Here is a 24,344-nt window from a genome sequence, read left to right as displayed (position 1 = left end):
CCCTCCTGAAATAAATCCCTGCGTCCTGCGGGAACCAGCCTGCGCTTTTCTCTTCTAAGCTTGGATCAAGCGGCACTGCCGACTTTCTTTCTCAGGAGCTTTCCATGAAGTTGCGTTCTCTGGCGTTGTTGTCGTTCTGTGTCTTGCTGGCCGCGTGCAGCAAAATCAATCAGCAAAACTACTCGAAACTGTCGACCGGCATGACCAAGGCCGAAGTCGAGCAGTTGCTGGGCACCCCGACCGATTGCTCCGGCGCGCTGGGCATGTCGAGCTGCACCTGGGGCGATCAGAAGAGCTTTATCAGCGTGCAGTACGCAGGCGACAAAGTGCTGATTTTCTCGGGCCAGGGTTTGAAGTAAGACCGATCAGGAGCGTTTATGATGAAACGTCTTTTAGTCAGTCTCGGGGCTGCGCTGTTATTGGGCGGGTGTGCAAGTTCCAGCAGCGATTCGCTGGCGCCCAACACCGTCTCCAGTGTCGACCTCAAGCGCTATCAGGGCACCTGGTATGAATTGGCGCGGTTGCCGATGTTCTTCCAGCGCAATTGCGCGCAGTCCGAAGCCCATTACAGCTTGAAGCCGGATGGCGACGTGGCGGTGTTGAACCGTTGCCGCACCGCAGAGGGCAAGTGGGAGGAGGCCAGGGGCACGGCAACGCCGCAAGTGGAGGGCAAGACCGACAAGCTGTGGGTCGAGTTCGACAATTGGGTATCGACCCTTTTGCCGGGTGTGACCAAGGGCGATTACTGGGTGTTGTACCTGGGCGACAACTACAGCACGGCGCTGGTAGGCAATCCCGACCGTAAATACCTGTGGTTGCTGTCGCGTAAACCGCAGGTTGATCAGCAAACCCGTGACGAGTTGCTCAGCAAGGCTCAGCAGCAAGGCTATGACACCACACGCTTGATCTGGCGCACGCCGGATGCGGACATGCCCAAGGGCACGAAGTAAGGCAGGAATGTCCCTCAGCAGGCGCTGAGGGACACAGGCCGGGCGCTTAAGCGCGCAGCAGGGTCTTCCAGGCGCGGTTCTGGTACACGGCGATGGCTTGCTGCTTGCGGGCGTTGAGCAGTTCGTCGTTGCTCTCGGCGTCTTCAGAAATCGGCAGGTTGGCCAGTTCCTGCAGCTTGTTCATCTCGCCGTACAGACGGTCCAGTTCCGGGATTTCCAGCACGTTACGCGCCAGACGCAGCCAGGCCTGAATACGCTCGATGCGCGGCAGTTGCTCGGCCAGGTCTTCGGGTTGCTGCTGGTAGCGGTTCAGACGCAAGGCAATCGCTTCGTCCGACAACAACCGTGGCAACCAGCTTTGCAGCTGCGCAGCGCCCTGGCGGTTGCCCCGGGTGGTGCCACGGTCCACAGTCCAGCTGCGCTCCATCAACCAGCGCGAAGTGTTCAGGGAGAACTGGCCCCAGCGCGGGTCTTCCAGTTCCTCGAGGAACTGCTCCGGTGCGGCTTTGCGCACATCTTCGTCGTCCTGACCGATCTGCACCAGCGGGCGCCAGTCTTCCAGCAGGGCGTCCAGCGCAGCGCGCAAGGCGCTGGTGGACTGACGTGGTGCGGCTTGACCCAGGCTGCTGACCAGTGCACGCAGGTCGATCAATTGCTGAACCCAGTCTTGCAGCAAACGCCAGTGGCCATTGAAGCGATACTGCTCGGCCAGGCGCTGGCTATTGCCCAGCAAGTGCCAGGCCAGGGCGGCGAAGGCATCGTCCAGGGGTGTTTCTGGCGTCAGCACCGGGGCTGGCAGGGTGACGGCGTAGCTGTTGGCGTCGAACAGGCGATAGCCGCGCTCGGCCTTGCTGATATCACACGGCATCAGGGCTAGCTTCTCGGCCAGTTCGGCGGCCAGTTCCAGCAGGGCAGACGGCTCGCCTTCGCGCAGTTCGAGCTCCAGCTCGCAGATTTCTTCCTTCTGCTTGCCGGCAATCACATGGCCCAGGTCCAGAGCGGCTTCGATGACCACTTTGGCTTTGCCACGGCCCCAGGAAATTTCAGCACGTTCGCGTACGAAATCCGTGGTGAAAATGGGCTTGAGAGTTTTTTTGTCCAGCTCGGCCAGCTCTTGTGGCCAGCATTCGCCGTCGAGCTTCTTGATGTCGAGCTTGGCTTTGGGCAGGTTCCAGTCGTACTCGTTGCGTACGGACAGGCCAGCAACGCTTTCGCCGCGGGTCTTGAGGGTCTGGATCACGTCTTCGCCATCACGGCGCAGGCGCAGGGCAACCTTGGCCTTGGCCAGGTCGCGCTCAGGTGTATCGAAGTACTGGTTCAACAACTCACGGCTTTCCCAGCCACTTTTGTTGCGCTTTTTCAGCAAAGGGTGCTCGCGCAAGGCGGCGAGGGTTTCGCGGCTGACGCGCAGTTTGATTTCGGTTTCTTTTTGCATGGCCGGAAAATCCAGGAACGGTTGCGCAGCCGGGAAAAAGTGTGGCTGCCAAGGCCGTGCAGTGTACAGGACTCGCCGCCCCGGCGGGCCGCGAGGGTTTATTCTGCGGCGCAGATAGCTCTATGATGGGCCTCGCCCCGCCTACAGGAAGTCAGCGCATGCCCTTACCTTCCATGAAAGAGCAGTTCGCTGCCTTGATCGCCGTACCGTCGGTCAGTTGCACCCAGCCGACACTGGATCAGTCCAACCGCGGGGTGATCGATTTGCTGGCCAGCTGGCTTGGCGATTTGGGTTTCAACTGCGATATCCAGCAGGTCAGCCCCGGCAAATTCAACTTGCTCGCCAGTTTTGGCAGTGGCCCCGGCGGGCTGGTGCTGGCCGGGCACAGCGACACCGTGCCCTACGATGAAGCGCTGTGGCAGACCGATCCGCTCAAGCTGACAGAGGTGGATAACCGCTGGGTTGGCCTTGGCAGTTGCGATATGAAGGGCTTATTTGCGCTGGTGATCGAAGCAGTGCGGCCTTTGCTCGATCAGCCCTTCAAGCAGCCACTGCTGATTCTGGCCACCTGTGACGAAGAAACTTCGATGGCCGGGGCCAGGGCGCTGGTCGAAGCTGGTCGCCCGCTGGGCCGTGCTGCGGTGATTGGTGAACCGACCGGGCTCAAGCCGATCCGCATGCACAAGGGCGTGATGATGGAGCGCATCGAGATCCTCGGGCAGAGCGGTCACTCATCCGACCCAAGCCTGGGCCACAGCGCGCTGGAGGCCATGCACGACGCGATCAGCGAACTTAAGGGGTTGCGTCAGCAGTGGCTCAATGAGTACCGCAATCCGCAGTTCAGCGTGCCGCAACCGACCCTTAACTTTGGCTGTATCCATGGCGGCGACAACCCCAACCGGATTTGCGGCCAGTGCTCGCTTGAATTTGACCTGCGCCCGCTGCCGGGCATGGACCCGAATGCGCTGCGGGCCATTATCCGCAGCAAGCTGCAACCCCTGGCCGAGCGTCACCAGGTGAAGATCGATTTCGCGCCCATTGCCGCCGGAGTGCCGCCCTTCGAGCAGGATGCCGATGCCGAGTTGGTGCGCGTGGCTGAGCGCCTCACCGGGCATCGTGCGCAAGCAGTAGCGTTTGGCACCGAAGCGCCTTATCTTCAGCAGCTTGGTTGCGAAACGCTGGTATTGGGCCCGGGTGACATCGCCTGTGCGCATCAACCAGGGGAATACCTGGAAATGTCACGTTTGCAGCCGACAGTACGTCTACTGACTCAATTGATCGAACACTATTGTCTGAAATAGTGAAGATACCCATACGATTTATCCACAAGGAGAGCCGCGTGTTGCCAACAATGTTTCGACGATAGCCATCAGCCCGTTGTGCGTTTGCTGTTCTAGCCCTTTTTAGGCGATTTATTTTCTACAGGCTCTGGTTATGCACGATTACGTTAACTGGCTGCGTCACGCGTCTCCCTACATCAATGCCCACCGCGATTGCACCTTTGTTGTCATGCTCCCTGGCGACGGTGTGGCACACCCCAACTTTGGCAATATCGTCCACGACCTGGTGCTGTTGCACAGCCTGGGTGTGCGCCTGGTGCTGGTCCACGGTTCGCGCCCGCAGATCGACAGCCGCCTTGAGGCGCGTGGCCTGGTGCCGTATTACCACAAGGGCATGCGTGTCACCGATGCATCAACGCTCGAATGCGTGATCGATGCGGTGGGGCAACTGCGCATTGCGATTGAAGCGCGCTTGTCGATGGACATGGCGTCTTCGCCGATGCAGGGTTCGCGTCTGCGCGTAGCCAGCGGCAACCTGGTCACTGCGCGGCCGATCGGCGTGCTCGACGGTGTGGATTTTCACCATACCGGCGAAGTGCGCCGGGTGGATCGCAAGGGCATCAACCGCCTGCTCGATGAGCGCTCGATTGTGTTGCTGTCGCCCTTGGGTTACTCGCCCACCGGTGAGATTTTCAATTTGGCCTGTGAAGACGTCGCCACCCGTGCCGCCATCGACCTGGCGGCGGACAAACTGCTGCTGTTTGGTGCTGAATCGGGTTTGCTCGATGCCGAAGGGCGGTTGGTGCGTGAGTTGCGTCCACAACAGGTGCCGGCGCATATGAAACGTCTGGGCAGTGACTACCAGGCCGAATTGCTGGAAGCCGCCGCCGAGGCCTGCAGTGGCGGCGTAGCCCGCAGCCATATTGTCAGTTATGCCGAAGACGGTGCGCTGTTGACCGAGCTGTTCACCCGTAACGGTGGCGGTACGCTGGTGGCGCAAGAACAATTTGAAGTTACGCGGGAGGCGGCGATTGAAGACGTCGGCGGCCTGCTTGAATTGATTAGCCCGCTGGAAGAGCAGGGCATCCTGGTGCGTCGTTCGCGTGAAGTGCTGGAGCGTGAGATCGAACAGTTCAGTGTGGTGGAGCGCGAAGGCATGATCATCGCCTGTGCGGCGCTGTACCAGATTGCCGATTCGGATGCGGGGGAGCTGGCGTGTTTGGCGGTGAACCCGGAGTACCGTCATGGCCGTCGTGGCGATGAGTTGCTCGAACGTATTGAAAACCGCGCCCGTGCCCAGGGGCTGAAAACCTTGTTCGTGTTAACCACGCGCACTGCTCACTGGTTCCGTGAGCGCGGGTTTGAGCCTAGCGGTGTAGAGCGCCTGCCGGCGGCGCGGGCGTCGCTGTACAACTACCAGCGTAACTCGAAGATCTTTGAGAAAGCGCTGTAAGGCGCCAGCTGTTCAGGCTCTGGGCTGGAGAAGATTCGTAGCAGCTGACGAGTGGAACGAGGCTGCGTTCGGCGGCGAAGCCGTCGTAAAGTCAAACACCGTGGTGTGCCAGTTAAACTTGGAACTCTGGTTTTACGGTCGCTGCGCAACCGAACGCAGCCTCGTTCCACTCGTCAGCTGCTACGGATAACTGCAACTGCGGTGCTCAACAAGCCCCGTCAAAACTCCCGCAAACACACATCATCTATTACCGCCTTGCCCATGTCGCACAAGTAATGTGAAGCCCAGGCATGGCGCTCGCAGTTCTTGTCCAGCGCGGCATCCAGCGCCAGTTTTTTTGCGCAATAAAGCAACGCCGACACCTGCTCCAGCGCCTGGCGCAGCGGTATGTCGGGGTTGACGCGGAACAGCTCGTGGTTGTCCTGGCCGCAGGGGTCGAAGGTGACAGTGCCGAGAGTTTTGATTGGGGGATGATCAGCCATTTAGCGCGCTCCTAAAGTAATTAAGAGCTGTCACTTTCGTTTCCAGGCGAAGGTGGCAGCTGTACGCAGGCTGGAAACCGGGACAATAGGAACCCGGCAGGTCCGAAGACCTCCCGCGTACAGCCGCCATAGCACATAAAAACAGGGATTGATGGCATTAAGGCGAATATTGTTACCCGGGTTTCCAGGCCCGGTCACTGTTTTTTCAGTGACGGTGCACAGTACGCTTTGCTGTAAAACCCGTAAGCCGTCCCTTGCCTCAGTGGGCGTAGGAACTGACCGCCCGCGCTCGCACGAACACCACCGGTCTGTCCCCTCTCCCTCCGGGAGAGGGCTAGGGTAAGGGGCTTTTGATCTGCCTAGTTACTGATCGCCAAAATACTCGCCTGGTACGAAGCCACAAACAGGTCGAAGTCGCCTTCTTCCGTTTGTTCGGTCTCGGCCTGCTCGAGCAGTGACTTGCGCGCTTTCTCTTCAAACGCAGCCTGATCTTCAGCACTCAACGGTTCACTGCGGAAGAACTCGGCATGGGCCAGGCTCTGGCGCATCGAGAACTGAGCGAAGCTCTCCTTGTGCTCGGCCATGCTGGCCAGCACTTTGGCAGACGGCGTCAGCGACACGTCCTTGATCTTCGCCAGCTGTTCGTCGACTGCCTTGCTGTGGTTATCGCCACCCTGGCTCTGGTCGAGCAAGGCGGCCAGCGGCGCGATTTTTTCCAGCAGCTCGGTAGCCCATTCCTTCATGTCAACGGCTGCGCCATCACGCTGCAATTGCAGGCCCGGACGGCGACCTTCCTTGACTACGCTAAGGAAGTTGGAAGAGCAGCTGCCACAGCCTGCGCTGTCGAACTGCGGGCTGTCTTGCAGCGCGCAATACAGCAGGAAGGCGTCCAGAAAACGCGCTTCAGGCAAATCGATGCCCACCGGCAGAAACGGGTTGATATCCAGCAGGCGCACTTCAACGTACTGCACGCCACGGGACACCAGGGCCTGGATCGGCCGCTCGCCGGTGTAGGTCACGCGCTTGGGGCGAATGTTGGAGTAGTACTCGTTTTCGATCTGCAGGATGTTGGTGTTCAACTGCACCCACTCGCCATCCTTGTGCGTACCGATTTCTACATACGGCGGATAAGGTGTGGCCACTGCCTTGCGCAGGCTGTCGGTGTAGCTGTCGAGGTTGTTGTAGCACGGCGTCAGGCCTGCCTGGGCGTTGCTCTGATAGCCCAGGTCGCTCATGCGCAGGCTGGTGGCATAGGGCAGGTAGAGCGTGTCGGCGTCCAGTTGCTCCAACTGGTGCGAACGACCGCGCAAAAAGCCCGCATCCAGCGCAGGCGAAGCACCGAAGAGGTACATCAGCAGCCAGCTGTAGCGACGGAAGTTACGAATCAGGGCGATATAGGCGTCGGACTGATAATCGCGCTCGGTGCCGACAAAACCCTCTGCCTGCATCAGCACTGGCCACAGGGCCTCTGGCAGGGAGAAGTTGTAGTGGATGCCGGCAATGCACTGCATGGTCTTGCCGTAGCGCAGGGCCAGGCCCTTGCGGTAAACGTACTTGAGCTGTCCGATATTGGACGTGCCGTAGTAGGCAATCGGGATGTCTTCTTCGGCCGGCAACGGGCACGGCATCGAAGGGCTCCACAGGAACTCGTTACCGAGCTTGCTGTAGGCAAAGCGGTGGATCTTGTCGAGGCTGGCCAGCGTCTGCGCCGGATCAGGCAGGGCCGGGGTGATGAACTCCAGCAGCGACTCGGAATAGTCGGTGGTGATTTGATCGTTGGTCAGGGCCGAGCCCAGTTCTTCCGGGTGCGGGGTTTGCGCCAGGCGAGCATCGGCCGTGACGCGCAGGCATTCGCGCTCGATGCCGTGCAGGCACTGCTCCAGAAGAGAGAGGTTGGCGCGCTCGCTGAGCAGAGCCAGGCGGCGGTTGAGAAGTTGGCTCAAGTTGGATTCCTTCACGCGTCAGTCGCCCCAATATGGGGGTGGTCAGGACGGTCTACAAGGGTGAAGTTGAAACTGGCGTGGTCGCCTGGTTTTGTTGGCATCGCTCAGTTCCGTCCCTGATTCGGCGCCGCGGCGCTCCAAGCGCATTTCGGCACTGCATTGGCAGTGCCGAAATTAACTCAAATCAGCCGTTGGCCGCTACAGGACAGCGAACGTGCCTTGTGCTTTTGCGACCAGCTTGTCGCCCTGCAACACATCCGCTTCGACGACCAGCGTGCGTCGCCCGGGGTGGATGACCTTGGCGATACATAGCACTTCGCCTTCAGCCACCGCGCGAATGTAGTTGATTTTGCACTCAATGGTCGCGCTCTGCTGATCGAAGCCATGGGTGCTGGAACAGGCCAGGCCCATGCTGATGTCCACCAGGCTGAACAACACACCACCGTGCAACTTGCCGGCGCGGTTGCGCAATTGCGGCTCCAGGCTCAGCGCTACATGCGCCACACCGTCTTCCAGCGATTGCACGCGGCAGCCGAGCAACTGGCTGAAGGCGCTCTGGGTCAGGCCGTCCGGGAGGGCCATCAGCGTTTCTTCAACTGTTTGGCGTTGGCGAACAACGAGGCCATGGCGTTATTGGTCGGTGCGGCGGCAACGCTCTCCTTGCGCGGTGCCGAGCTTTGCTGGCGCGGGGCCGAGCCCGGACGTGCGCCGCGAGCACCGTCGATTTTCTCGCCCGGGGTGTCGCTCATGCGCATCGACAGGCCTACGCGTTTGCGCGGGATGTCGACTTCCATGACCTTGACCTTGACCACATCACCGGCTTTAACGGCTTCGCGCGGGTCTTTGATGAATTTCTCGGACAAGGCCGAGATATGCACCAGACCGTCCTGGTGCACGCCGATATCGACGAAAGCCCCGAAGTTGGTCACGTTGGTCACCACGCCTTCCAGGATCATTCCCAGTTGCAGGTCTTTGAGGTCTTCGACACCTTCCTGAAACTCGGCGGTCTTGAACTCCGGGCGCGGGTCGCGGCCTGGTTTCTCCAGCTCCTGGAGAATATCGGTCACCGTCGGCAGGCCGAAGGTCTCGTCGGTGAATTTCTTCGGATCAAGACGCTTGAGGAACCCGGCGTCGCCGATCAGCGAGCGGATGTCCCGCTCGGTGTCCGTAGCGATGCGTTTGACCAGCGGGTAGGCTTCGGGGTGAACCGCCGAGCTGTCCAGCGGATTGTCGCCATTCATCACGCGCAAGAAACCTGCCGCCTGCTCGAAGGTTTTTTCGCCCAGACGGCTGACTTTTTTCAGCGCTGCACGGGTTTTGAATGCACCGTTTTCGTCGCGGTGAGCCACGATATTTTGCGCCAGTGTGGCATTGAGGCCCGAAATTCGCGCGAGCAGTGCTACCGAAGCCGTGTTCACGTCCACGCCCACGGCGTTCACGCAGTCTTCAACCACAGCGTCAAGGCCGCGTGCCAGCTTGAGCTGAGACACGTCGTGCTGGTACTGGCCGACACCGATGGATTTAGGGTCGATTTTCACCAGTTCGGCCAGCGGGTCTTGCAGGCGGCGGGCGATCGATACGGCGCCACGGATCGAAACGTCCAGATCCGGGAATTCCTTGGCTGCCAGTTCCGATGCCGAGTACACCGAAGCACCGGCCTCGGACACCATCACTTTGGTGACTTTCAGGGCCGGGTATTTTTTCATCAGATCGATGACCAGCTTGTCGCTTTCACGGCTGGCAGTGCCGTTGCCAATGGCAATCAGATCGACCGAATGCTTGGCACACAGGGCGGCCATGACCGAAATGGTCTGGTCCCACTTGTTGTGCGGCACGTGCGGGTACACGGTGGCGTACTCCAGCAGCTTGCCGGTGGCATCGACCACGGCAATCTTGCAACCGGTGCGCAGGCCCGGGTCCAGGCCCAGGGTGGCGCGCGGGCCAGCCGGCGCGGCCAGCAGCAGGTCGTGCAGGTTGTGGGCAAAAACGTTGATTGCTTCGGTTTCAGCGGCGTCGCGCAATTCACCCAGCAGGTCGGTTTCGAGGTGGGTGTAGAGCTTGACCTTCCAGGTCCAGCGCACCACTTCGCTCAACCATTTATCAGCCGGGCGGTTTTGATTTTCCAGACCGAAGCGCTGGGCAATCATCATTTCGCCGGGGTGCATCGTGCCGGGCAATTCTTCACCGACTTTGAGCGACGAGCTCAGAATGCCTTCGTTGCGACCGCGGAAAATCGCCAGTGCGCGGTGCGATGGCATGCTTTTGAGCGGTTCATCGTGCTCGAAGTAATCGCGGAACTTGGCGCCTTCCTCTTCCTTGCCGGCAATCACGCGGGCGCTGAGGATGGCTTCCTGTTTGAGGAAGCTGCGCAGCTTGTCCAGCAGGCTGGCGTCTTCGGCGAAGCGCTCCATGAGGATGTACTTGGCGCCATCAAGGGCTGCCTTGACGTCAGCCACACCTTTTTCGGTGTCGACAAAACGGACAGCTTCGGCATCTGGCGTGAGTGTCGGGTCGTTGAACAGGCCGTCTGCCAGCTCGCCGAGGCCGGCTTCCAGGGCGATCTGGCCCTTGGTGCGGCGCTTTTGCTTGTACGGCAGGTACAAGTCTTCAAGGCGGGTCTTGGTGTCGGCGAGTTTGATGTCGCGGGCCAGTTCGGGGGTCAACTTGCCTTGTTCTTCGATGCTGGCGAGGATACTGACGCGCCGCTCGTCGAGTTCGCGCAGGTAGCGCAGGCGCTCTTCGAGGTGACGCAACTGGGTGTCATCCAGGCTGCCGGTCACTTCCTTACGATACCGCGAGATGAAGGGTACGGTGGAGCCCTCATCCAGAAGAGCGACGGCCGCTTCGACCTGCTGCGGGCGCACGCCGAGTTCTTCGGCGATGCGGCTGTTGATGCTGTCCATAAAACCACCTGACAAAATGTGATGCAGGCTCGCAGGCCCGGGCTTGAAGGCTTGCGAGGCTGGTTGAGCAGCCCGGAAGGGGCCGCTGCCTGGGCCAAAAGGGCAGCCTGTTGACCCGTGAAGTCAGCTGATTACGCCAGATGTTGAAAAAATAAATACTGGCACAACCATTGAAAGTTCGAGATTGCCCGACACAAAAGGCCGCGCATTATAACCAGCGTTCCCGGATTCAGGGGATTGCGCGCGGTGGTCTCATTACCTGGTCTAATGTTTAAGGAAGAAAAATCTGCTAACAATGCACACAATGCGTATCGCAGCGGCTGAGCCATAATGCGCGCCGAGATCACAGGAGCATCCTAATGAGCAGCACTGCACAAACGTCTGAAGGCGAAAAAATCCTTATCGTTGATGATGATCCTGGGCTGAGCAACTTGCTGGTACGTTTCTTTTCCAGCAAGGGTTATCGCGCCACTTCCGTGACCAATGCAGCGGACATGGATCGTCGGCTGGCCCGCGAAATGTACCACCTTGTGGTGCTGGATCTGATGCTGCCCGGCGAAGACGGCCTGTCAGCCTGTCGCCGTTTGCGTGCAGCGGGCAATCGCGTGCCGATCATCATGCTGACAGCCAAAGGTGATGAACTTAGCCGTATCAAGGGCCTGGAACTGGGTGCCGACGATTATCTGGCCAAGCCTTTCAACCCCGATGAGCTGATGGCCCGTGTGCGTGCGGTATTGCGTCGTCAGGCGCCGCCGGTGCCGGGTGCGCCGGGCAGCGAAGACGAAAGCGTGACATTCGGTGATTACGAGTTGTCCCTGGCAACCCGCGAACTCAAACGTGGCGACGAAGTTCACATGCTCACCACGGGTGAGTTTGCGGTACTTAAAGCCCTGGTCATGCATGCCCGCGAGCCGTTGACCCGCGACAAGCTGATGAACCTGGCCCGTGGTCGTGAGTGGGATGCGCTGGAGCGTTCAATCGATGTCCAGATTTCCCGTTTGCGCCGCATGATCGAGCCGGACCCGTCCAAGCCCCGCTATATCCAGACCGTCTGGGGTGTGGGTTATGTGTTCGTGCCGGATGGCAACGCAACCAAATGACAGATCATTTGTAGGAGCGAGTCGCACTGGTGCTGTCTGGTACCGTGTGGCTCGCGATTTATCTTTTTTTCGGGCCTCGGGGCTCGCTCCTGCAAAGTATAAAAGCGGCTGTCTATGAAAACCCCTGTCTGGTTCCCCCAAAGTTTCTTCTCGCGCACACTCTGGCTTGTCCTGATTGTTGTGCTGTTTTCCAAGGCCCTGACGCTGGTTTATCTGCTTATGAACGAGGACGTGCTGGTTGACCGCCAGTACAGCCACGGCGTGGCGCTGACCCTGCGTGCCTATTGGGCCGCCGATGAGGAAAACCGCAACAAGATCATCGATGCCGTTGATTTGGTTCGCGTCGTGGGCGGAGGTGTACCCGAGGGTGAACAGCACTGGCCTTACAGCGAGATTTATCAGCGTCAGATGCAGGCCGAGCTTGGCCCCGATACAGAGGTGCGCTTGCGTATGCACACATCCCCTGCGCTGTGGGTGCGTGCCCCGAGCCTGGGGGATGGCTGGTTGAAAGTGCCTTTATATCCGCATCCTCTGCGTGGGCAAAAAATCTGGAATGTACTGGGTTGGTTTTTAGCCATCGGCTTGTTGTCCACTGCTTCGGCGTGGATTTTCGTCAGCCAGCTCAATCAGCCCCTCAAGCGTCTGGTGTATGCAGCTCGCCAGTTGGGGCAGGGGCGCAGCGTGCGCTTGCCTGTCGGCGACACGCCCAGCGAAATGACGGAGGTGTACAGCGCCTTCAATCAGATGGCTGAAGACGTCGAACAGGCGGGCCGCGAGCGAGAACTGATGCTTGCAGGCGTGTCCCATGACCTGCGCACCCCGCTGACCCGCTTGCGTCTGTCTCTGGAGCTGATGGGCAACCACAACGACCTGACCGACGACATGGTGCGTGATATTGAGGACATGGACGCGATTCTCGACCAGTTCCTGGCCTTTATCCGTGACGGCCGTGACGAGCCGGTTGAAGAGGTTGATCTGTGTGAATTGATCCGTGAAGTGGTGGCGCCCTATAACCAGAACGGAGAGCAGGTGCGCCTGCGTCTGCAGCCGATTCAGCCGTTTGCGCTACGTCGGGTATCGATGAAGCGTTTGCTCAACAACCTGATCGGCAATGCCTTGCACCATGCTGGCGAAGACGTGGAGGTTGCGGCTTACGTATCGGGTGATGTCAGCGCGCCGTATGTGGTGCTGAGCGTGATGGACCGGGGGGCAGGGATTGATCCTGCGGAGCTGGAAGATATCTTCAACCCGTTTATCCGCGGTGACCGTGCCCGTGGCGGTAAAGGTACGGGGCTGGGGCTGGCGATCGTCAAGCGGATTGCCTCCATGCATGGTGGCAATGTCGAGCTGCGTAACCGCAGCGGCGGAGGGCTTGAAGCCCGTGTACGTTTGCCGCTGGGGCTTATGTTGCCAAGAGGGGCGGTATAGCTTTGACCCTGTGGGAGCGGGCTTGCCCGCTCCCACAACAAGTCTGCTCACCCAAGGGTTGATGCGCTGTCAGCCTTTGCCCTTGGTCCGGGTCATATGCGGGCTGCTGTTTTTTTCCAGGTGCTGGATGATAATCCCGGCCACATCCTTGCCGGTGGTGGTTTCAATGCCTTCCAGGCCTGGCGATGAGTTGACCTCCAGCACCAGCGGGCCGTGGTTGGAGCGCAGGATATCGACACCCGCCACACTCAGCCCCATGACCTTGGCCGCACGAATGGCGGTCATGCGCTCTTCGGGGGTGATCTTGATCAGGCTGGCGCTGCCGCCCCGGTGAAGGTTGGAGCGGAACTCTCCAGGTTTGGCCTGGCGTTTCATGGCCGCGATCACCTTGTCACCGACCACGAAGCAGCGAATATCGGCACCCCCGGCCTCCTTGATGTATTCCTGCACCATGATGTTTTGCTTGAGGCCCATAAAGGCCTCAATCACCGATTCGGCGGCGGTAGCGGTTTCACACAGCACCACGCCGATGCCCTGGGTGCCTTCCAGCACCTTGATGACCAGCGGGGCGCCGTTGACCATTTCGATGAGGTCGGGAATATCATCCGGCGAGTGGGCAAAACCGGTTACCGGCAAACCCAGGCCACGCCGGGACAACAGCTGCAACGAACGTAATTTGTCCCGCGAGCGAGCAATTGCCACCGATTCGTTGAGCGGAAACACGCCCATCATTTCAAACTGGCGCAGCACTGCGCAGCCATAGAACGTGACTGACGCGCCAATGCGCGGGATCACCGCATCAAAGCCTTCCAGCGGCTTGCCGCGATAGTGAATCTGCGGCTTATGACTGGCTATGTTCATATAGGCGCGCAGGGTATCGATCACTACCATCTCATGGCCTCGTTCGGTACCGGCTTCAACCAGACGACGAGTGGAATACAGACGCGGGTTACGCGACAGCACAGCGATCTTCATGCAACACCTGTGGCAGAGGTAGTAGTGACCGGGAATTCCGGCTTGTCTTGTACATATTTTAGTGCAGGGTTGACGACCAATTGGCCGTCGATCAACGCTTTTGAGCCCAGCAACAAGCGATAACGCATCGATTTGCGGCAGGCGAGGGTGAACTCGACCGGCCAGACCCTATCACCCAGCGCCAGGCCGGTGCGGATCACATAGCGAACCTGGGTGTGGCCATTGGAGCTTTTAATGGTTTTAATTGCCACCAAAGGCGCTTCACAGTGACGGTGACGCAGTTGTACCAGGGTGCCCAGGTGGGCATTGAAACGTACCCACTCGACACCGTCGCGCACAAAAGGCTCGATTTCGGTAGCGTGCAGGCTGGAAGTACTGGCACCGGTGTCGATTTTCGCGCGCAGGCCGGCGACTCCCAAATCGGGAAGCGCCACCCACTCGCGCAGACCGACAACGGTCAAGTGATCAAAAGTCTTCAATATAAGTAACCAGCGATTAACGTATTCAGGCCGCAGGAGGAACCCTGCAGGTAAAGCAATCGGCGATGCCGATTTGGCAATGTACAAAGAGCATTCACGCAGAATATTCAGCAAATGGCGACAGTTATCTGCGTGTCCGCTACTCGGCAGGCAGGCATTCTATCGGGACGAATGCTTCAGTTGTTCATTGCAAGTAGTAGTACAGTTCTGACTATTCAAGTGAAGAGGAATTCCAGTGGCGCAAAAGCAGGAAGAGGACGACAAGGTTCGCCTGGATAAGTGGCTCTGGGCGGCGCGTTTTTACAAGACCCGGGCACTGGCCAAGGCCGCGATTGAAAGCGGCAAGGTGCATTGCCGGGGTGAGCGCTGCAAGCCGAGCAAAGAACCTCGCCTGGGCGATGAACTGCAAATTCGTGTTGGCCTTGAAGAGCGCACTGTCGAAGTCAAAGCGCTGTCTGTGGTCCGCCGTGGCGCCCCTGAAGCCCAATTGCTGTACGCCGAAACCGAACAAAGCATCGCCAAGCGCGAAAACGCGGCTGCCATGCGCAAATCCGGGGCCATGGGCATCACGACTGATGGCAAACCGACCAAGAAGCAGCGGCGCCAACTGCATCAGTTTCATGACGCCAGTGGGGGCGAGTGAGCTGGCCAGGGCCCGCAAGCCGTACGTCGAGTCCGTGGCTGCATAGCTTGTAATCATTCAGGTATGGCGCCATATAGGGTCATCAGACCTGCACGATATTTAATGGCGCTTACACATTTTGTCACCAATTCAGAACTCTATTCTTATGTCCGACTTACACAAAACCGATGCCACACAACGCTTTATGTTCGATACCAGCGACGCCCGCGGCGAACTGGCCTCGTTGGAGCACAGCTACGCTGACGTGTTGGCCAAGCACGCTTATCCACAGCCGGTCCAGCAATTGCTGGGCGAGCTGATGGCTGCGGCTGCGTTGCTGGTGGGCAACCAGAAAATCGATGGCTTGCTGAGCCTGCAGGCCCGTTCCGAAGGCCCGGTGCCGCTGCTGATGATCGAATGCACCAGCGACCGGGAAATACGCGGCCTGGCCCGTTTTGACGCCGACCAGATTGCTGCCGATGCCACGCTGGCTGACCTGCTGCCCAACGGCGTACTGGCCATTACCATCGATCCGGTGGTCGGCAAGCGCTACCAGGGCATCGTGGACCTGAACGGCGAAACCCTGGCTGACTGCTTCACCAATTACTTCGTGATGTCCGAGCAAGTGCCGACCCGCTTCTGGCTGGTTGCTGATGGCCAGCGTGCGCGGGGCATGTTCCTGCAGCAGTTGCCTGCCGATGTGGTCAAGGATGAAGACGAGCGCGTCGACAGCTGGGACCGCCTGCTGATGCTGGGCGATACGCTCAAATCAGAAGAGCTGCTGGGGCTGGATAACGAGACCATCCTGCACCGTTTGTATCACGAAGAAACCGTGCGCCTGTTTGATAATCAGGCCATTGAATTCAAGTGCAGTTGCTCCCGTGAGCGTTCGGGCAATGCCCTGACCAGCCTGGGTCATGCCGATGCGCTCAATCTGGTGACCGAGCATGGCGGTCATATCGAAATCGATTGCCAGTTCTGCAACGAGCGTTACCTGTTTGATGCAGCAGATGTCGATCAATTGTTCGCTGGCGCAGGTGTTGAATCCCCTTCAGGCACTCATCACTAAAACGTTTCAGCTCAGGTAAAACACCTGTCAAAGCCCGTTCTTGCGCGGTTCTGACAGGTGGGGCCTACTCTTTTTGGGGTTTTCTGGCATAATCCGGCCCACTTTTTTCGCGGTAGTAGTGCAAACTTTTCTACTACAAAACGTTTGGCGCACTCGGCCAATGGCCGACGGGGAACCTCATGACGCAAGCTAATAACGCCGTGTACACCGATCTGAGCATCGACGATCTGGTCAAAGAAGCCCTGAACCGTGGTGAAGGCGTGCTTGCCGACAATGGCGCACTGGTTGTCGAAACTGGCCACCGTACAGGCCGTTCGCCGGCTGACCGCTTCATTGTTGAAGAACCGTCCACTCAGGCTGCCATTGCCTGGGGCCCGATCAACCGCAAGTTCCCGGCCGACAAGTTCGATGCCCTGTGGGACCGCGTCGAGGCGTTCAACAACGCGCAAGAGCATTTCGTTTCCCACGTGCATGTAGGTGCTTCCGAAGACCACTACCTGGCCGTGAAAATGACCACCCAGACTGCCTGGCAGAACCTGTTCGGTCGTTGCCTGTTCATCAACCCGGCTAAATACAACCCAGCCGGTCGTGATGAGTGGCAAGTGCTTAACGTGGCCAACTTCGAGTGCGTGCCTGAGCGTGATGGCACCAACTCTGACGGTTGCGTGATCATCAACTTCGCCCAGAAAAAAGTGCTGATCGCTGGCATGCGTTACGCCGGTGAAATGAAAAAAGCCATGTTCTCGGTACAGAACTTCCTGCTGCCTGCTGCTGACGTGCTGCCGATGCACTGTGCTGCAAACATTGGCGAAGAAGGCGACGTGACCCTGTTCTTCGGTCTGTCCGGTACCGGTAAAACCACCCTGTCCGCCGATGAAAGCCGTTACCTGATCGGTGACGACGAACACGGTTGGGGCGAAGGCGTGGTGTTCAACATCGAAGGCGGTTGCTATGCCAAGTGCATCGACCTGTCGGAGAAGAACGAGCCGGTTATCTGGAAAGCCATCAAGCACGGCGCCGTGCTGGAAAACGTTGTGCTCGACGCTGCCGGTCACCCTGACTATGCCGATGTCAGCCTGACCCAGAACAGCCGCGCCGCTTACCCGCTGGAGCACGTTGCCAAGCGTTCCGAGAAGAACCTGGGCGGCGAACCAAACGCTGTGATCTTCCTGACCTGCGACCTGACTGGCGTACTGCCACCTGTGTCGATCCTCAGCGAAGAGCAAGCGGCCTACCACTTCCTGTCTGGCTACACCGCACTGGTGGGCTCGACTGAAATGGGTTCGGGCAGCGGCATCAAGTCGACTTTTTCCACCTGCTTTGGCGCACCGTTCTTCCCGCGTCCGGCCGGTGAATACGCAGAGCTGCTGATCAAGCGCATCCGTGGCTTCGGCTCCAAGGTGTACCTGGTTAACACCGGCTGGACCGGTGGTGGCTACGGCGTTGGCAAGCGCTTCAACATCCCGACCACCCGTGCGGTGATTGCTGCGATCCAGAGCGGTGCTCTGATCGGCGCTGAAACCGAGCACCTGGACATCATCAACCTGGACGTGCCTAAAGCCGTACCGGGCGTTGAGACTGTTCTGCTCAACCCACGCAACACCTGGGCTGACAAAGCTGCCTACGACGAAGCTGCCAAAGCATTGGCTGGCCTGTTCGTAGAGAACTTCAAGAAGTTCGACGTCAGCGACGCGATCAAGGCAGCCGGCCCGAAGGCGTAAGTATTCGGTCAGTGTGTTGATCCACAAAAAAGCCGCCTGAAAAGGCGGCTTTTTTGTGCCTGAAGTTTTCTGTGGGTATACATCCTGTGGGAGCGGGCTTGCTCGCGATGGCATCGCGGCGGTGAATCAGACAAAACCGCAGCGTCTGCATCGCGAGCAAGCCTGCTCCCACATGCCTAGGCCTCCAGGCCTTGGGTATCCCACTGTCCGCTGCAGATCGCCGCGTAGAGCATACCGATGGTCAGCGGTACTTTGCTTTCCCGACCCTTGGCCTTGCGCTTGAGGTGCGGGTCATTACCGGCGGGCTGGAAATAGCGATAGGCATCGTAGTCCGCCAGTTCCAGGCCAAAACGTTCTTCCAGGGCTTCTATCAAATGCTGGGCATCCGCGCCATTGCAGCCCAAATCAGCATTGATCGCGGTCTTGAGGCTGATGGTCTTGTGTTCCGGCAAGCCGATTTCTTCGTGCAGCAGCTGCAGCAGCTCACGCAGGGTTGGGGTATCCGGGAGGTCTGGGGCGAGGTTCATTATTCATTGTCCCGATTTTCAGTGTGAGCGTTTGCTGGAGTGTCTTTTATGGCGCTGTTAAAAGTGCTATTTTTAGTGCTTGATTGTGTTGGCTCAGCAGCTTACAGATTTAGCAGATGAGTCTTTCCGTATACATAGGCATGAGGCCATATCATGACATTCGCCATGCTCGCTAAAGTCGCTGCGTCAGTAACAGATCTGAAAAAAGACCCTATGGGTACTTATCGTGAAAGCGGTGGTGACCCAATGGTCATTCTCAATCGTAACGAACCTGCGTTTTATATTCTTTCCCCTGAGCGCTACGAGCTGTTGCTGGAGATGATCGACGACGCTGAATTGGCCAGGTTGGTCAAAGAGCGGCGTGGCAATCCTACAATCAAGGTCGAAATTGATGAGCTCATCGCAACTGCCGAGAAAAACTGAGTCGCAGGCAGATGCAATCAAGACTTATACCCTTGAGTTCGAAATTGAAGCAAAAAAGGAGCTGGAAAAGCTGGATAAGGTGCTCCAGATCCAGCTACTAAAGAAGCTCAAGTGCCGTTTGCTGTCCCCAAAGGTTCCGGCCGTCGGGCTCAGGAATATGCCGAACTGTTACAAAATCAAGCTGCGTGCCAGCGGGGTGAGGCTGGTGTATGAAGTGATTGATAACCGTCTGATAGTTCTGGTGCTTGGTGTCGGTCGCCGTGATGACCATGCTGTCTATATCGCCGCGAAGAAGCGTCTGCACTAGTGATATCGGGTAATTTCAAAACACACCTGTATCATCCTCTCTCAATTTGCCCCGACCTTTTCTCGATCGTCTGCAAACTTGGCGTTAAAGTTTTGCGCGTGTGGCGGTCAATGGAGTGACAGTGATGTACAACACCCTGGAACAGGTTTTCGGTTATCCACAATTTCGTGCCGGGCAAGAGGCGGTGGTCAGTGCTGTTTTGGCCGGGCGTTCGGCGGCAGCGATTTTCCCCACGGGCTCGGGCAAGTCATTGTGTTATCAACTGCCGGCGCTGCTGTTGCCCCACCTGACGCTGGTGGTTTCGCCGCTGTTGGCTCTTATGCAGGACCAACTGGCTTTTTTGCAGCGCCACGGCATTGCCGCCGCCAGTATTGATTCCGCGCAAAGTCGTGAGGACGCCAGCGCCGTGATGGCCCGGGCCAAGGCGGGCGAATTGAAGATCCTGATGATTTCGGTCGAGCGCCTGAAAAACGAGCGCTTCCGTAACTTTTTGCAGCAAGTACCGATTTCACTGCTGGTGGTGGATGAAGCCCACTGTATTTCTGAATGGGGGCATAACTTTCGCCCTGATTATCTGAAACTTCCAGACTACCAGCGCCAGTTCAATATCCCCCAAGCCTTGCTGCTTACAGCGACCGCCACGCCCAATGTGATCGCGGACATGCAGGCCAAGTTCGCGATTGCCGAGACGGATGTGATCACCACCGGCTTCTATCGCGCCAACCTCAACCTGTGGGTTGAGCCGGTCAGCGGCGCGGCAAAGCGCCAGCGCCTGGTGCAGTGGATGAACGGGCGCATCGGCCAGCCGAGCATCGTCTATGTCACATTGCAACGGACCGCCGAGCAGATTGCCGAGCACCTCAGCCAGCACGGTATCAGTGCCAATGCTTATCACGCCGGTTTGCCCCATGAGCAGCGCGAGGGCATTCAGCGCCAGTTCATGGGCGGGCAGCTGAACTGCATCGTCGCCACCATCGCCTTCGGGATGGGTATCGATAAAAGCGATATCCGCAATGTGGTGCATTTCGACCTGCCCAAATCGATTGAAAACTATAGCCAGGAAATCGGTCGCGCCGGGCGTGATGGCCAGCCCTCCGACTGTCTGGTGCTGGCCAACCGCGACAGCCTTAACGTGCTGGAAAACTTTGTGTATGGCGACACGCCCGAGCTTGCGGGTATTCGCTGTGTACTTGAGGAGTTGCGTGGGGCAATACCTGAAGGGCAGTGGGAATTTATGCTGCTGCCGTTGTCCGATCAGAGCAATATTCGTCAGCTACCGCTTAAAACCTTGCTGGTGCAGCTGGAGTTGCGCGGCTTGATAGCACCGCGCTATGCCTACTTTGCCGAGTACCGTTTCAAATTCCTGATCGAGCCCGAGGTATTACTGGCCAAATTCGAAGGTGAACGTCAGCAATTTGTCTCGGCCATCATTCAGACTTCCACCCGCGCCAGAACCTGGGCCACGGTAAATTTCGACACCCTGTACGGGCAGCATCAGGCCGATCGCAATCGGGTGGTCAAGGCGCTGGATTATTTTCAGGAGAAGGGTTGGATCGAGCTTGAAAGCAAGCAGATGACCGAGGTTTACAGCCTGCTGGTGAGCGATTTTGATGCCGAGGCATTAAGCCAGGAGCTGCATGCTTACTTCTGTGCCCACGAGAGCGGCGAGATCAAGCGGATTCACGCAATGCTGGCGCTGTTTGCCAGTGACACCTGTCTGAGCTACCGACTGGCCCGGTATTTTGGCGATGACCAGGCACCTCGGCAGTGCGGGCATTGCTCGGTATGCGCAGGGCAGGTGGCGCGTTTACCGGAGCCCCCCGCGCTGGCGCCGCTTGTGGATAAAAACGTTGAAGCACTGTGTGGCGCTTTTATCCACAGGCATCAGGAATACGCAGGAAGTTATCCCCCGGCAGAACGCCTGACCCGGTTTTTATGCGGCATCAGTGTGCCGATGTTCACCAAGATGAAAGCGCGGGCCATTCCGGGGTTTGCAGCGTTGGAAAATTATCCCTATGCCGAGGTTCGCGATTGGGCTGCGAAGCATCTGAACGGTCTGTAATCCAACTACCTGCGGGTGTTGTGGGAGCGGGCTTGCTCGCGATTGGATCGCCGTGGTTTGACAGACAGACCACGTCGTAGCCATCGCGAGCAAGCCCGCTCCCACAAGGTGTTATGCACCTACCCCAACAACTCGCGTAGCACACGGGTGAAGTCGCGGCAGCTGGCCTCTTCATCGGCATGATGCCCGTCGCGAACTACCCATTGGCCGTTAACCATCACGTTGCGTATCTGGCGGTCGCCGCCGGCAAACAACCAGCGGTTTAGAATGGCGTCGTCCTGTGCGGTGGCCAGGTACGGGTCGTTGCCGTCAAGCACCAGCCAGTCGGCGCGTTGACCAACGGCCAAGCCAGCGACTGGTTGCCCCATCGCTTGTGCACCACCCGCCAGGGCGGCGTCGTACAGCGTACGCCCGATCATCGGCTGATCACTGCGATACATCCGGTTGCGGCGTTGGTCGCGCAAACGTTGGCCGTACTCCAGCCAGCGCAGTTCCTCGACCACGCTCAGTGACACATGGCTGTCCGAACCGATGCCCATGCGCCCGCCTTGAGCGAGGTAATCCACCGCCGGGAAAATACCGTCACCCAGGTTGGCTTCGGTGGTCAGGCACAATCCGGCGACGGCCTTGCTCTGCGCCATCAGTTGAACTTCGTCTGCGTTGGCGTGGGTGGCATGCACCAGGCACCAGCGCGAATCGACTTCGACATTGTCATATAGCCACTGGATCGGACGCTTGCCGCTCCAGCTCAGGCAGTCGTCGACTTCCTTTTGTTGCTCGGCAATATGGATATGCACCGGGCAGGTTGTGTCGCTGGCGCCCAGCACTGCGTTTATTTGTCCGGGAGTAACGGCGCGTAACGAGTGAAAACACAGCCCCAGGGTCTGCGCTGGCTGTTGCGCCAGTAGCGGCTTGAGCTGTTGCTGCAATTTGAGGTATTGCTCGGTGCTGTTGATAAAGCGCCGCTGACCGTCGTTGGGTGTCTGACCGCCAAAACCCGAGTGGCTATAAAGTACCGGCAGCAACGTCAGGCCAATGCCGGTGGAGCGTGCAGCTTCGCTAATTCGCAGTGCCAGCTCAGCCGGGTTGGTATAGGGCTGCCCTGACAGATCGTGATGGACATAATGGAATTCCGCCACCGAGGTGTAACCGGCCTTGAGCATCTCGATGTACAACTGACGGGCAATGACGCCGAGTTGTTCAGGGCTGATTTTTCCGACGAGCCGATACATCAAGTCGCGCCACGTCCAGAAGCTGTCATTGGGGTTGCCCGCCACTTCGGCCAAACCGGCCATGGCCCGCTGGAACGCGTGAGAGTGCAGGTTCGGCATGCCCGGCAACAGCGGGCCGCTCAAACGTTCTGCCCCGTGCGCGTCGGCATTGGCTGTAATTTGTGTCAGGCGACCATCGGCACCCACCTCGATTCGGACATTGGCAGACCAGCCAGTCGGTAGCAGGGCGCGCTCGGCAAAGAAGACAGACATCGGTTCGGTACCCCAAAGCTTGTTATTTGTATATACATATACAGACGTTTGCCTGCCCGGTAAACTCCGGCAAGCTACGCCCTTTACTCATGAACAAGGATTGCCTGTGTCGACTCCGCCTGTCGTGTCCCCGCTGGCCGCCCACATGGGCGACAGCCCGGCCCCGCTTTACGCCCGCGTAAAGCAAATGATCACTCAACAGATCCAGAGTGGAAACTGGCCGCCGCATTACCGTGTGCCATCTGAAAGCGAACTGGTGACCCAGTTGGGTTTCAGCCGCATGACCATCAACCGTGCGCTGCGTGAAATGACCGCCGACGGCTTGCTGGTGCGCATGCAGGGTGTCGGTACCTTTGTGGCCGAGCCCAAGACACAGTCCGCGCTGTTTGAAGTCAACAACATCGCTGATGAAATTGCTGCCCGCGGGCACACTCACACCTGCAAGGTCATCAGCCTGGGTGAAGAAATGGCCGGCTCGGAACGCGCCGCCGTGCTCGATATGCGTGAAGGGCAAAAGGTCTTTCATTCCCTGATCGTGCATTACGAAAACGGGATTGCCGTGCAAATCGAGGACCGTTTCGTGAATGCACAGGTGGCGCCGGACTACCTCAAGCAGGATTTCACCCTGCAAACACCGTATGCCTATTTGTCTCAGGTCGCTCCGCTGACCGAAGGCGAGCATGTGGTCGAAGCGATTCTGGCTGACCCCAAAGAGTGCAAGTTGCTGCAAATCGAGCCAGGCGAGCCGTGCCTGCTGATTCGCCGCCGCACCTGGTCGGGCCGTCAGCCTGTGACCGCCGCCCGGCTGATCCACCCCGGTTCCCGTCATCGTCTTGAAGGACGCTTCAATAAATGAGCCAGCCCGTTGTTTTACGTGCCGTCGATTATCCACGCATGCCGTGGAAAAACGGCGGCGGCAGCACTGAAGAAATCACCCGTGACGCAGGTGAAGGCCTTGTCGGTTTTGGCTGGCGCCTGTCGATTGCCGATATTGGCGAATCAGGCGGCTTTTCGCGTTTTGAGGGTTATCAGCGGATTATCAGCGTGCTGCAAGGCGCGGGCATGAACTTGCAAGTTGACGGGGCGAGCACGCGGGCACTGTTACCCTTTGATGCATTTGCGTTCAAGGGTGAAAGCACCGTCTCCTGCACCCTGATTGATGGGCCGATCCGTGACTTCAACCTGATCTACGCCCCGCAGCGCTACGCAGCACGTCTGCAATGGCTGGATGCAACCGTCCCGCAACGCCTGTTCAGTTCGGCGCAGACCGTATTGGTGTTCAGTGCGGGCGAGCAGGTGCATGTTGGCCTGGGTAACACCTGCCATGAACACCTGGGCCGCTACGACTGCCTGCAACTAAGCGGCAATCGCGAGTTGCTGGAAATCACGCTAACCGGGCTGTGTTGCGTGATTGAGTTGAGCGCGGTCTGACACCGTCCTGATCAGGTGGGGGCGGGCTTGCTCGCGATGCAGGTGACTCGGTTTATTGGCGGGTCGCAGTGATGCGATCGCGAGCAAGCCCGCTCCCACAGAACACATGCGTTACCAAACGCCCCAAATCAGCGCACACATCTACTTCAGTAACACCCCTCGCTAATTTCTCCCTCTCCACCAAGAAACTTCTCTTGCGGTTGCGCACCTTTATTTCCGTGGCTTGCAGCTTTTTCATCAGGAAAATTTTCAGATTGGCCGCTAACTTGC

Annotated in this window: 23 protein-coding genes; 14 read left to right on the top strand and 9 right to left on the bottom strand. The window is 58.6% G+C overall.

Features of this window, described 5'->3' with window-relative positions; translation table 11 throughout:
* The first annotated feature begins 104 nt into the window (after positions 1-104).
* Positions 105-359 carry an outer membrane protein assembly factor BamE domain-containing protein gene (gene bamE, locus ACP7BE_RS20170; protein WP_016783130.1) on the top strand — a complete coding sequence of 85 codons (255 nt, stop codon included), beginning with the start codon at positions 105-107 and terminating at the stop codon, positions 357-359.
* 21 nt (positions 360-380) lie between these two features.
* On the top strand, positions 381-950 hold the full coding sequence (locus tag ACP7BE_RS20165) for a lipocalin family protein (protein ID WP_095000798.1): 570 nt from the start codon (positions 381-383) through the stop codon (positions 948-950).
* Positions 951-996: 46 nt separating this feature from the next.
* On the opposite strand, the gene ACP7BE_RS20160 is transcribed toward ACP7BE_RS20165, so the two are convergent.
* Positions 997-2,385 carry an inorganic triphosphatase gene (locus tag ACP7BE_RS20160; RefSeq protein ID WP_095000799.1) on the bottom strand — a complete coding sequence of 463 codons (1,389 nt, stop codon included), beginning with the start codon at positions 2,383-2,385 and terminating at the stop codon, positions 997-999.
* Positions 2,386-2,543: 158 nt separating this feature from the next.
* On the opposite strand from ACP7BE_RS20160, the gene argE reads away from it, so the two are divergent.
* Positions 2,544-3,686, top strand: a complete 1,143-nt coding sequence (argE, locus tag ACP7BE_RS20155; RefSeq protein ID WP_426107019.1) for an acetylornithine deacetylase — start codon at positions 2,544-2,546, stop codon at positions 3,684-3,686.
* Positions 3,687-3,819: 133 nt separating this feature from the next.
* A complete protein-coding gene (argA, locus tag ACP7BE_RS20150; RefSeq protein WP_095017751.1) occupies positions 3,820-5,118 on the top strand; it encodes an amino-acid N-acetyltransferase in 1,299 nt (432 codons plus the stop codon).
* Positions 5,119-5,336: 218 nt separating this feature from the next.
* On the opposite strand, the gene ACP7BE_RS20145 is transcribed toward argA, so the two are convergent.
* The 4 genes from ACP7BE_RS20145 to ACP7BE_RS20130 form a co-directional block, all read right to left on the bottom strand.
* Positions 5,337-5,600 (bottom strand): DUF3077 domain-containing protein, encoded by a 264-nt coding sequence (locus ACP7BE_RS20145; RefSeq protein WP_095020143.1) that lies wholly within the window; start codon positions 5,598-5,600, stop codon positions 5,337-5,339.
* A 359-nt stretch (positions 5,601-5,959) separates the two neighbouring features.
* A complete protein-coding gene (gene gshA, locus ACP7BE_RS20140; protein WP_095000803.1) occupies positions 5,960-7,543 on the bottom strand; it encodes a glutamate--cysteine ligase in 1,584 nt (527 codons plus the stop codon).
* A gap of 198 nt (positions 7,544-7,741) precedes the next feature.
* Complete coding sequence (locus tag ACP7BE_RS20135; RefSeq protein ID WP_095000804.1) at positions 7,742-8,125, bottom strand: PaaI family thioesterase; 384 nt, start codon at positions 8,123-8,125, stop codon at positions 7,742-7,744.
* The gene (locus tag ACP7BE_RS20130) at positions 8,125-10,446 is read right to left on the bottom strand and encodes a Tex family protein (RefSeq protein ID WP_338660439.1); all 2,322 of its coding nucleotides are present in this window, start codon (positions 10,444-10,446) and stop codon (positions 8,125-8,127) included. Before ACP7BE_RS20130 ends, ACP7BE_RS20135 begins: the two co-directional genes overlap by 1 nt.
* Before the next feature lie 359 nt (positions 10,447-10,805).
* Here ACP7BE_RS20130 and ompR point away from each other — a divergent pair, with 359 nt between their 5' ends.
* Both ompR and ACP7BE_RS20120 read left to right on the top strand, forming a co-directional pair.
* Complete coding sequence (ompR, locus tag ACP7BE_RS20125) at positions 10,806-11,546, top strand: two-component system response regulator OmpR (protein WP_095000806.1); 741 nt, start codon at positions 10,806-10,808, stop codon at positions 11,544-11,546.
* Positions 11,547-11,660: 114 nt separating this feature from the next.
* A complete protein-coding gene (locus ACP7BE_RS20120) occupies positions 11,661-12,974 on the top strand; it encodes an ATP-binding protein (protein ID WP_016783139.1) in 1,314 nt (437 codons plus the stop codon).
* A 69-nt stretch (positions 12,975-13,043) separates the two neighbouring features.
* Here the strand turns inward: ACP7BE_RS20120 and rimK are convergent, their stop codons facing one another.
* Together rimK and ACP7BE_RS20110 are read right to left on the bottom strand one after the other, a co-directional pair.
* Complete coding sequence (gene rimK, locus ACP7BE_RS20115) at positions 13,044-13,949, bottom strand: 30S ribosomal protein S6--L-glutamate ligase (protein WP_016783140.1); 906 nt, start codon at positions 13,947-13,949, stop codon at positions 13,044-13,046.
* Complete coding sequence (locus ACP7BE_RS20110) at positions 13,946-14,395, bottom strand: ATP-dependent zinc protease family protein (protein ID WP_169916200.1); 450 nt, start codon at positions 14,393-14,395, stop codon at positions 13,946-13,948. Before ACP7BE_RS20110 ends, rimK begins: the two co-directional genes overlap by 4 nt.
* 268 nt (positions 14,396-14,663) lie before the next feature.
* On the opposite strand from ACP7BE_RS20110, the gene ACP7BE_RS20105 reads away from it, so the two are divergent.
* From ACP7BE_RS20105 to ACP7BE_RS20095, 3 genes are all read left to right on the top strand, one after another.
* Positions 14,664-15,071 (top strand): RNA-binding S4 domain-containing protein, encoded by a 408-nt coding sequence (locus ACP7BE_RS20105; RefSeq protein ID WP_095000808.1) that lies wholly within the window; start codon positions 14,664-14,666, stop codon positions 15,069-15,071.
* A 145-nt stretch (positions 15,072-15,216) separates the two neighbouring features.
* A complete protein-coding gene (hslO, locus tag ACP7BE_RS20100) occupies positions 15,217-16,119 on the top strand; it encodes an Hsp33 family molecular chaperone HslO (RefSeq protein ID WP_095000809.1) in 903 nt (300 codons plus the stop codon).
* 179 nt (positions 16,120-16,298) lie between these two features.
* On the top strand, positions 16,299-17,840 hold the full coding sequence (locus tag ACP7BE_RS20095; RefSeq protein ID WP_095000810.1) for a phosphoenolpyruvate carboxykinase: 1,542 nt from the start codon (positions 16,299-16,301) through the stop codon (positions 17,838-17,840).
* A 176-nt stretch (positions 17,841-18,016) separates the two neighbouring features.
* Here the strand turns inward: ACP7BE_RS20095 and ACP7BE_RS20090 are convergent, their stop codons facing one another.
* Positions 18,017-18,367 (bottom strand): DUF1493 family protein, encoded by a 351-nt coding sequence (locus ACP7BE_RS20090; protein ID WP_095017744.1) that lies wholly within the window; start codon positions 18,365-18,367, stop codon positions 18,017-18,019.
* Positions 18,368-18,520: 153 nt separating this feature from the next.
* Here ACP7BE_RS20090 and ACP7BE_RS20085 point away from each other — a divergent pair, with 153 nt between their 5' ends.
* From ACP7BE_RS20085 to ACP7BE_RS20075, 3 genes are all read left to right on the top strand, one after another.
* The gene (locus ACP7BE_RS20085; protein ID WP_169916159.1) at positions 18,521-18,790 is read left to right on the top strand and encodes a type II toxin-antitoxin system Phd/YefM family antitoxin; all 270 of its coding nucleotides are present in this window, start codon (positions 18,521-18,523) and stop codon (positions 18,788-18,790) included.
* Complete coding sequence (locus ACP7BE_RS20080; protein WP_095031394.1) at positions 18,759-19,097, top strand: type II toxin-antitoxin system RelE family toxin; 339 nt, start codon at positions 18,759-18,761, stop codon at positions 19,095-19,097. The genes ACP7BE_RS20085 and ACP7BE_RS20080 overlap by 32 nt, the downstream gene beginning before the upstream one ends.
* 124 nt (positions 19,098-19,221) lie before the next feature.
* The gene (locus tag ACP7BE_RS20075; RefSeq protein ID WP_240882223.1) at positions 19,222-21,159 is read left to right on the top strand and encodes a RecQ family ATP-dependent DNA helicase; all 1,938 of its coding nucleotides are present in this window, start codon (positions 19,222-19,224) and stop codon (positions 21,157-21,159) included.
* Between the two features lie 119 nt (positions 21,160-21,278).
* On the opposite strand, the gene ACP7BE_RS20070 is transcribed toward ACP7BE_RS20075, so the two are convergent.
* Positions 21,279-22,643: a formimidoylglutamate deiminase gene (locus tag ACP7BE_RS20070; protein WP_426107012.1), complete on the bottom strand. Its 1,365-nt coding sequence runs from the start codon at positions 22,641-22,643 to the stop codon at positions 21,279-21,281.
* Positions 22,644-22,788: 145 nt separating this feature from the next.
* Between ACP7BE_RS20070 and hutC the strand changes: the two genes are divergently transcribed.
* Both hutC and ACP7BE_RS20060 read left to right on the top strand, forming a co-directional pair.
* Positions 22,789-23,499, top strand: coding sequence for a histidine utilization repressor (hutC, locus tag ACP7BE_RS20065; protein WP_153326946.1), 711 nt, complete (start codon positions 22,789-22,791; stop codon positions 23,497-23,499).
* A complete protein-coding gene (locus ACP7BE_RS20060) occupies positions 23,496-24,074 on the top strand; it encodes a HutD/Ves family protein (protein ID WP_095000816.1) in 579 nt (192 codons plus the stop codon). The genes hutC and ACP7BE_RS20060 overlap by 4 nt, the downstream gene beginning before the upstream one ends.
* Positions 24,075-24,344: the final 270 nt, after the last annotated feature.

The organism is Pseudomonas sp. TWR1-1-3 (assembly GCF_049896805.1).
Classification (GTDB): domain Bacteria; phylum Pseudomonadota; class Gammaproteobacteria; order Pseudomonadales; family Pseudomonadaceae; genus Aquipseudomonas; species Aquipseudomonas bubulae.
The sequence above is the reverse complement of the archived record's forward strand: the minus strand, read 5'-3'. Positions and strand labels throughout refer to the sequence as shown.

Bases quoted from the DNA above. Each gene is read 5' to 3' on its own strand.
- bamE (WP_016783130.1), top strand. From the start codon at position 105: ATGAAGTTGCGTTCTCTGGCGTTGTTGTCGTTCTGTGTCTTGCTGGCC.
- ACP7BE_RS20165 (WP_095000798.1), top strand. From the start codon at position 381: ATGAAACGTCTTTTAGTCAGTCTCGGGGCTGCGCTGTTATTGGGCGGG.
- ACP7BE_RS20160 (WP_095000799.1), bottom strand. From the start codon at position 2,385: ATGCAAAAAGAAACCGAAATCAAACTGCGCGTCAGCCGCGAAACCCTC.
- argE (WP_426107019.1), top strand. From the start codon at position 2,544: ATGCCCTTACCTTCCATGAAAGAGCAGTTCGCTGCCTTGATCGCCGTA.
- argA (WP_095017751.1), top strand. From the start codon at position 3,820: ATGCACGATTACGTTAACTGGCTGCGTCACGCGTCTCCCTACATCAAT.
- ACP7BE_RS20145 (WP_095020143.1), bottom strand. From the start codon at position 5,600: ATGGCTGATCATCCCCCAATCAAAACTCTCGGCACTGTCACCTTCGAC.
- ACP7BE_RS20135 (WP_095000804.1), bottom strand. From the start codon at position 8,125: ATGGCCCTCCCGGACGGCCTGACCCAGAGCGCCTTCAGCCAGTTGCTC.
- ACP7BE_RS20130 (WP_338660439.1), bottom strand. From the start codon at position 10,446: ATGGACAGCATCAACAGCCGCATCGCCGAAGAACTCGGCGTGCGCCCG.
- ompR (WP_095000806.1), top strand. From the start codon at position 10,806: ATGAGCAGCACTGCACAAACGTCTGAAGGCGAAAAAATCCTTATCGTT.
- ACP7BE_RS20120 (WP_016783139.1), top strand. From the start codon at position 11,661: ATGAAAACCCCTGTCTGGTTCCCCCAAAGTTTCTTCTCGCGCACACTC.
- rimK (WP_016783140.1), bottom strand. From the start codon at position 13,949: ATGAAGATCGCTGTGCTGTCGCGTAACCCGCGTCTGTATTCCACTCGT.
- hslO (WP_095000809.1), top strand. From the start codon at position 15,217: ATGTCCGACTTACACAAAACCGATGCCACACAACGCTTTATGTTCGAT.
- ACP7BE_RS20095 (WP_095000810.1), top strand. From the start codon at position 16,299: ATGACGCAAGCTAATAACGCCGTGTACACCGATCTGAGCATCGACGAT.
- ACP7BE_RS20090 (WP_095017744.1), bottom strand. From the start codon at position 18,367: ATGAACCTCGCCCCAGACCTCCCGGATACCCCAACCCTGCGTGAGCTG.
- ACP7BE_RS20085 (WP_169916159.1), top strand. From the start codon at position 18,521: ATGACATTCGCCATGCTCGCTAAAGTCGCTGCGTCAGTAACAGATCTG.
- ACP7BE_RS20080 (WP_095031394.1), top strand. From the start codon at position 18,759: ATGAGCTCATCGCAACTGCCGAGAAAAACTGAGTCGCAGGCAGATGCA.
- ACP7BE_RS20075 (WP_240882223.1), top strand. From the start codon at position 19,222: ATGTACAACACCCTGGAACAGGTTTTCGGTTATCCACAATTTCGTGCC.
- ACP7BE_RS20070 (WP_426107012.1), bottom strand. From the start codon at position 22,643: ATGTCTGTCTTCTTTGCCGAGCGCGCCCTGCTACCGACTGGCTGGTCT.
- hutC (WP_153326946.1), top strand. From the start codon at position 22,789: ATGGGCGACAGCCCGGCCCCGCTTTACGCCCGCGTAAAGCAAATGATC.
- ACP7BE_RS20060 (WP_095000816.1), top strand. From the start codon at position 23,496: ATGAGCCAGCCCGTTGTTTTACGTGCCGTCGATTATCCACGCATGCCG.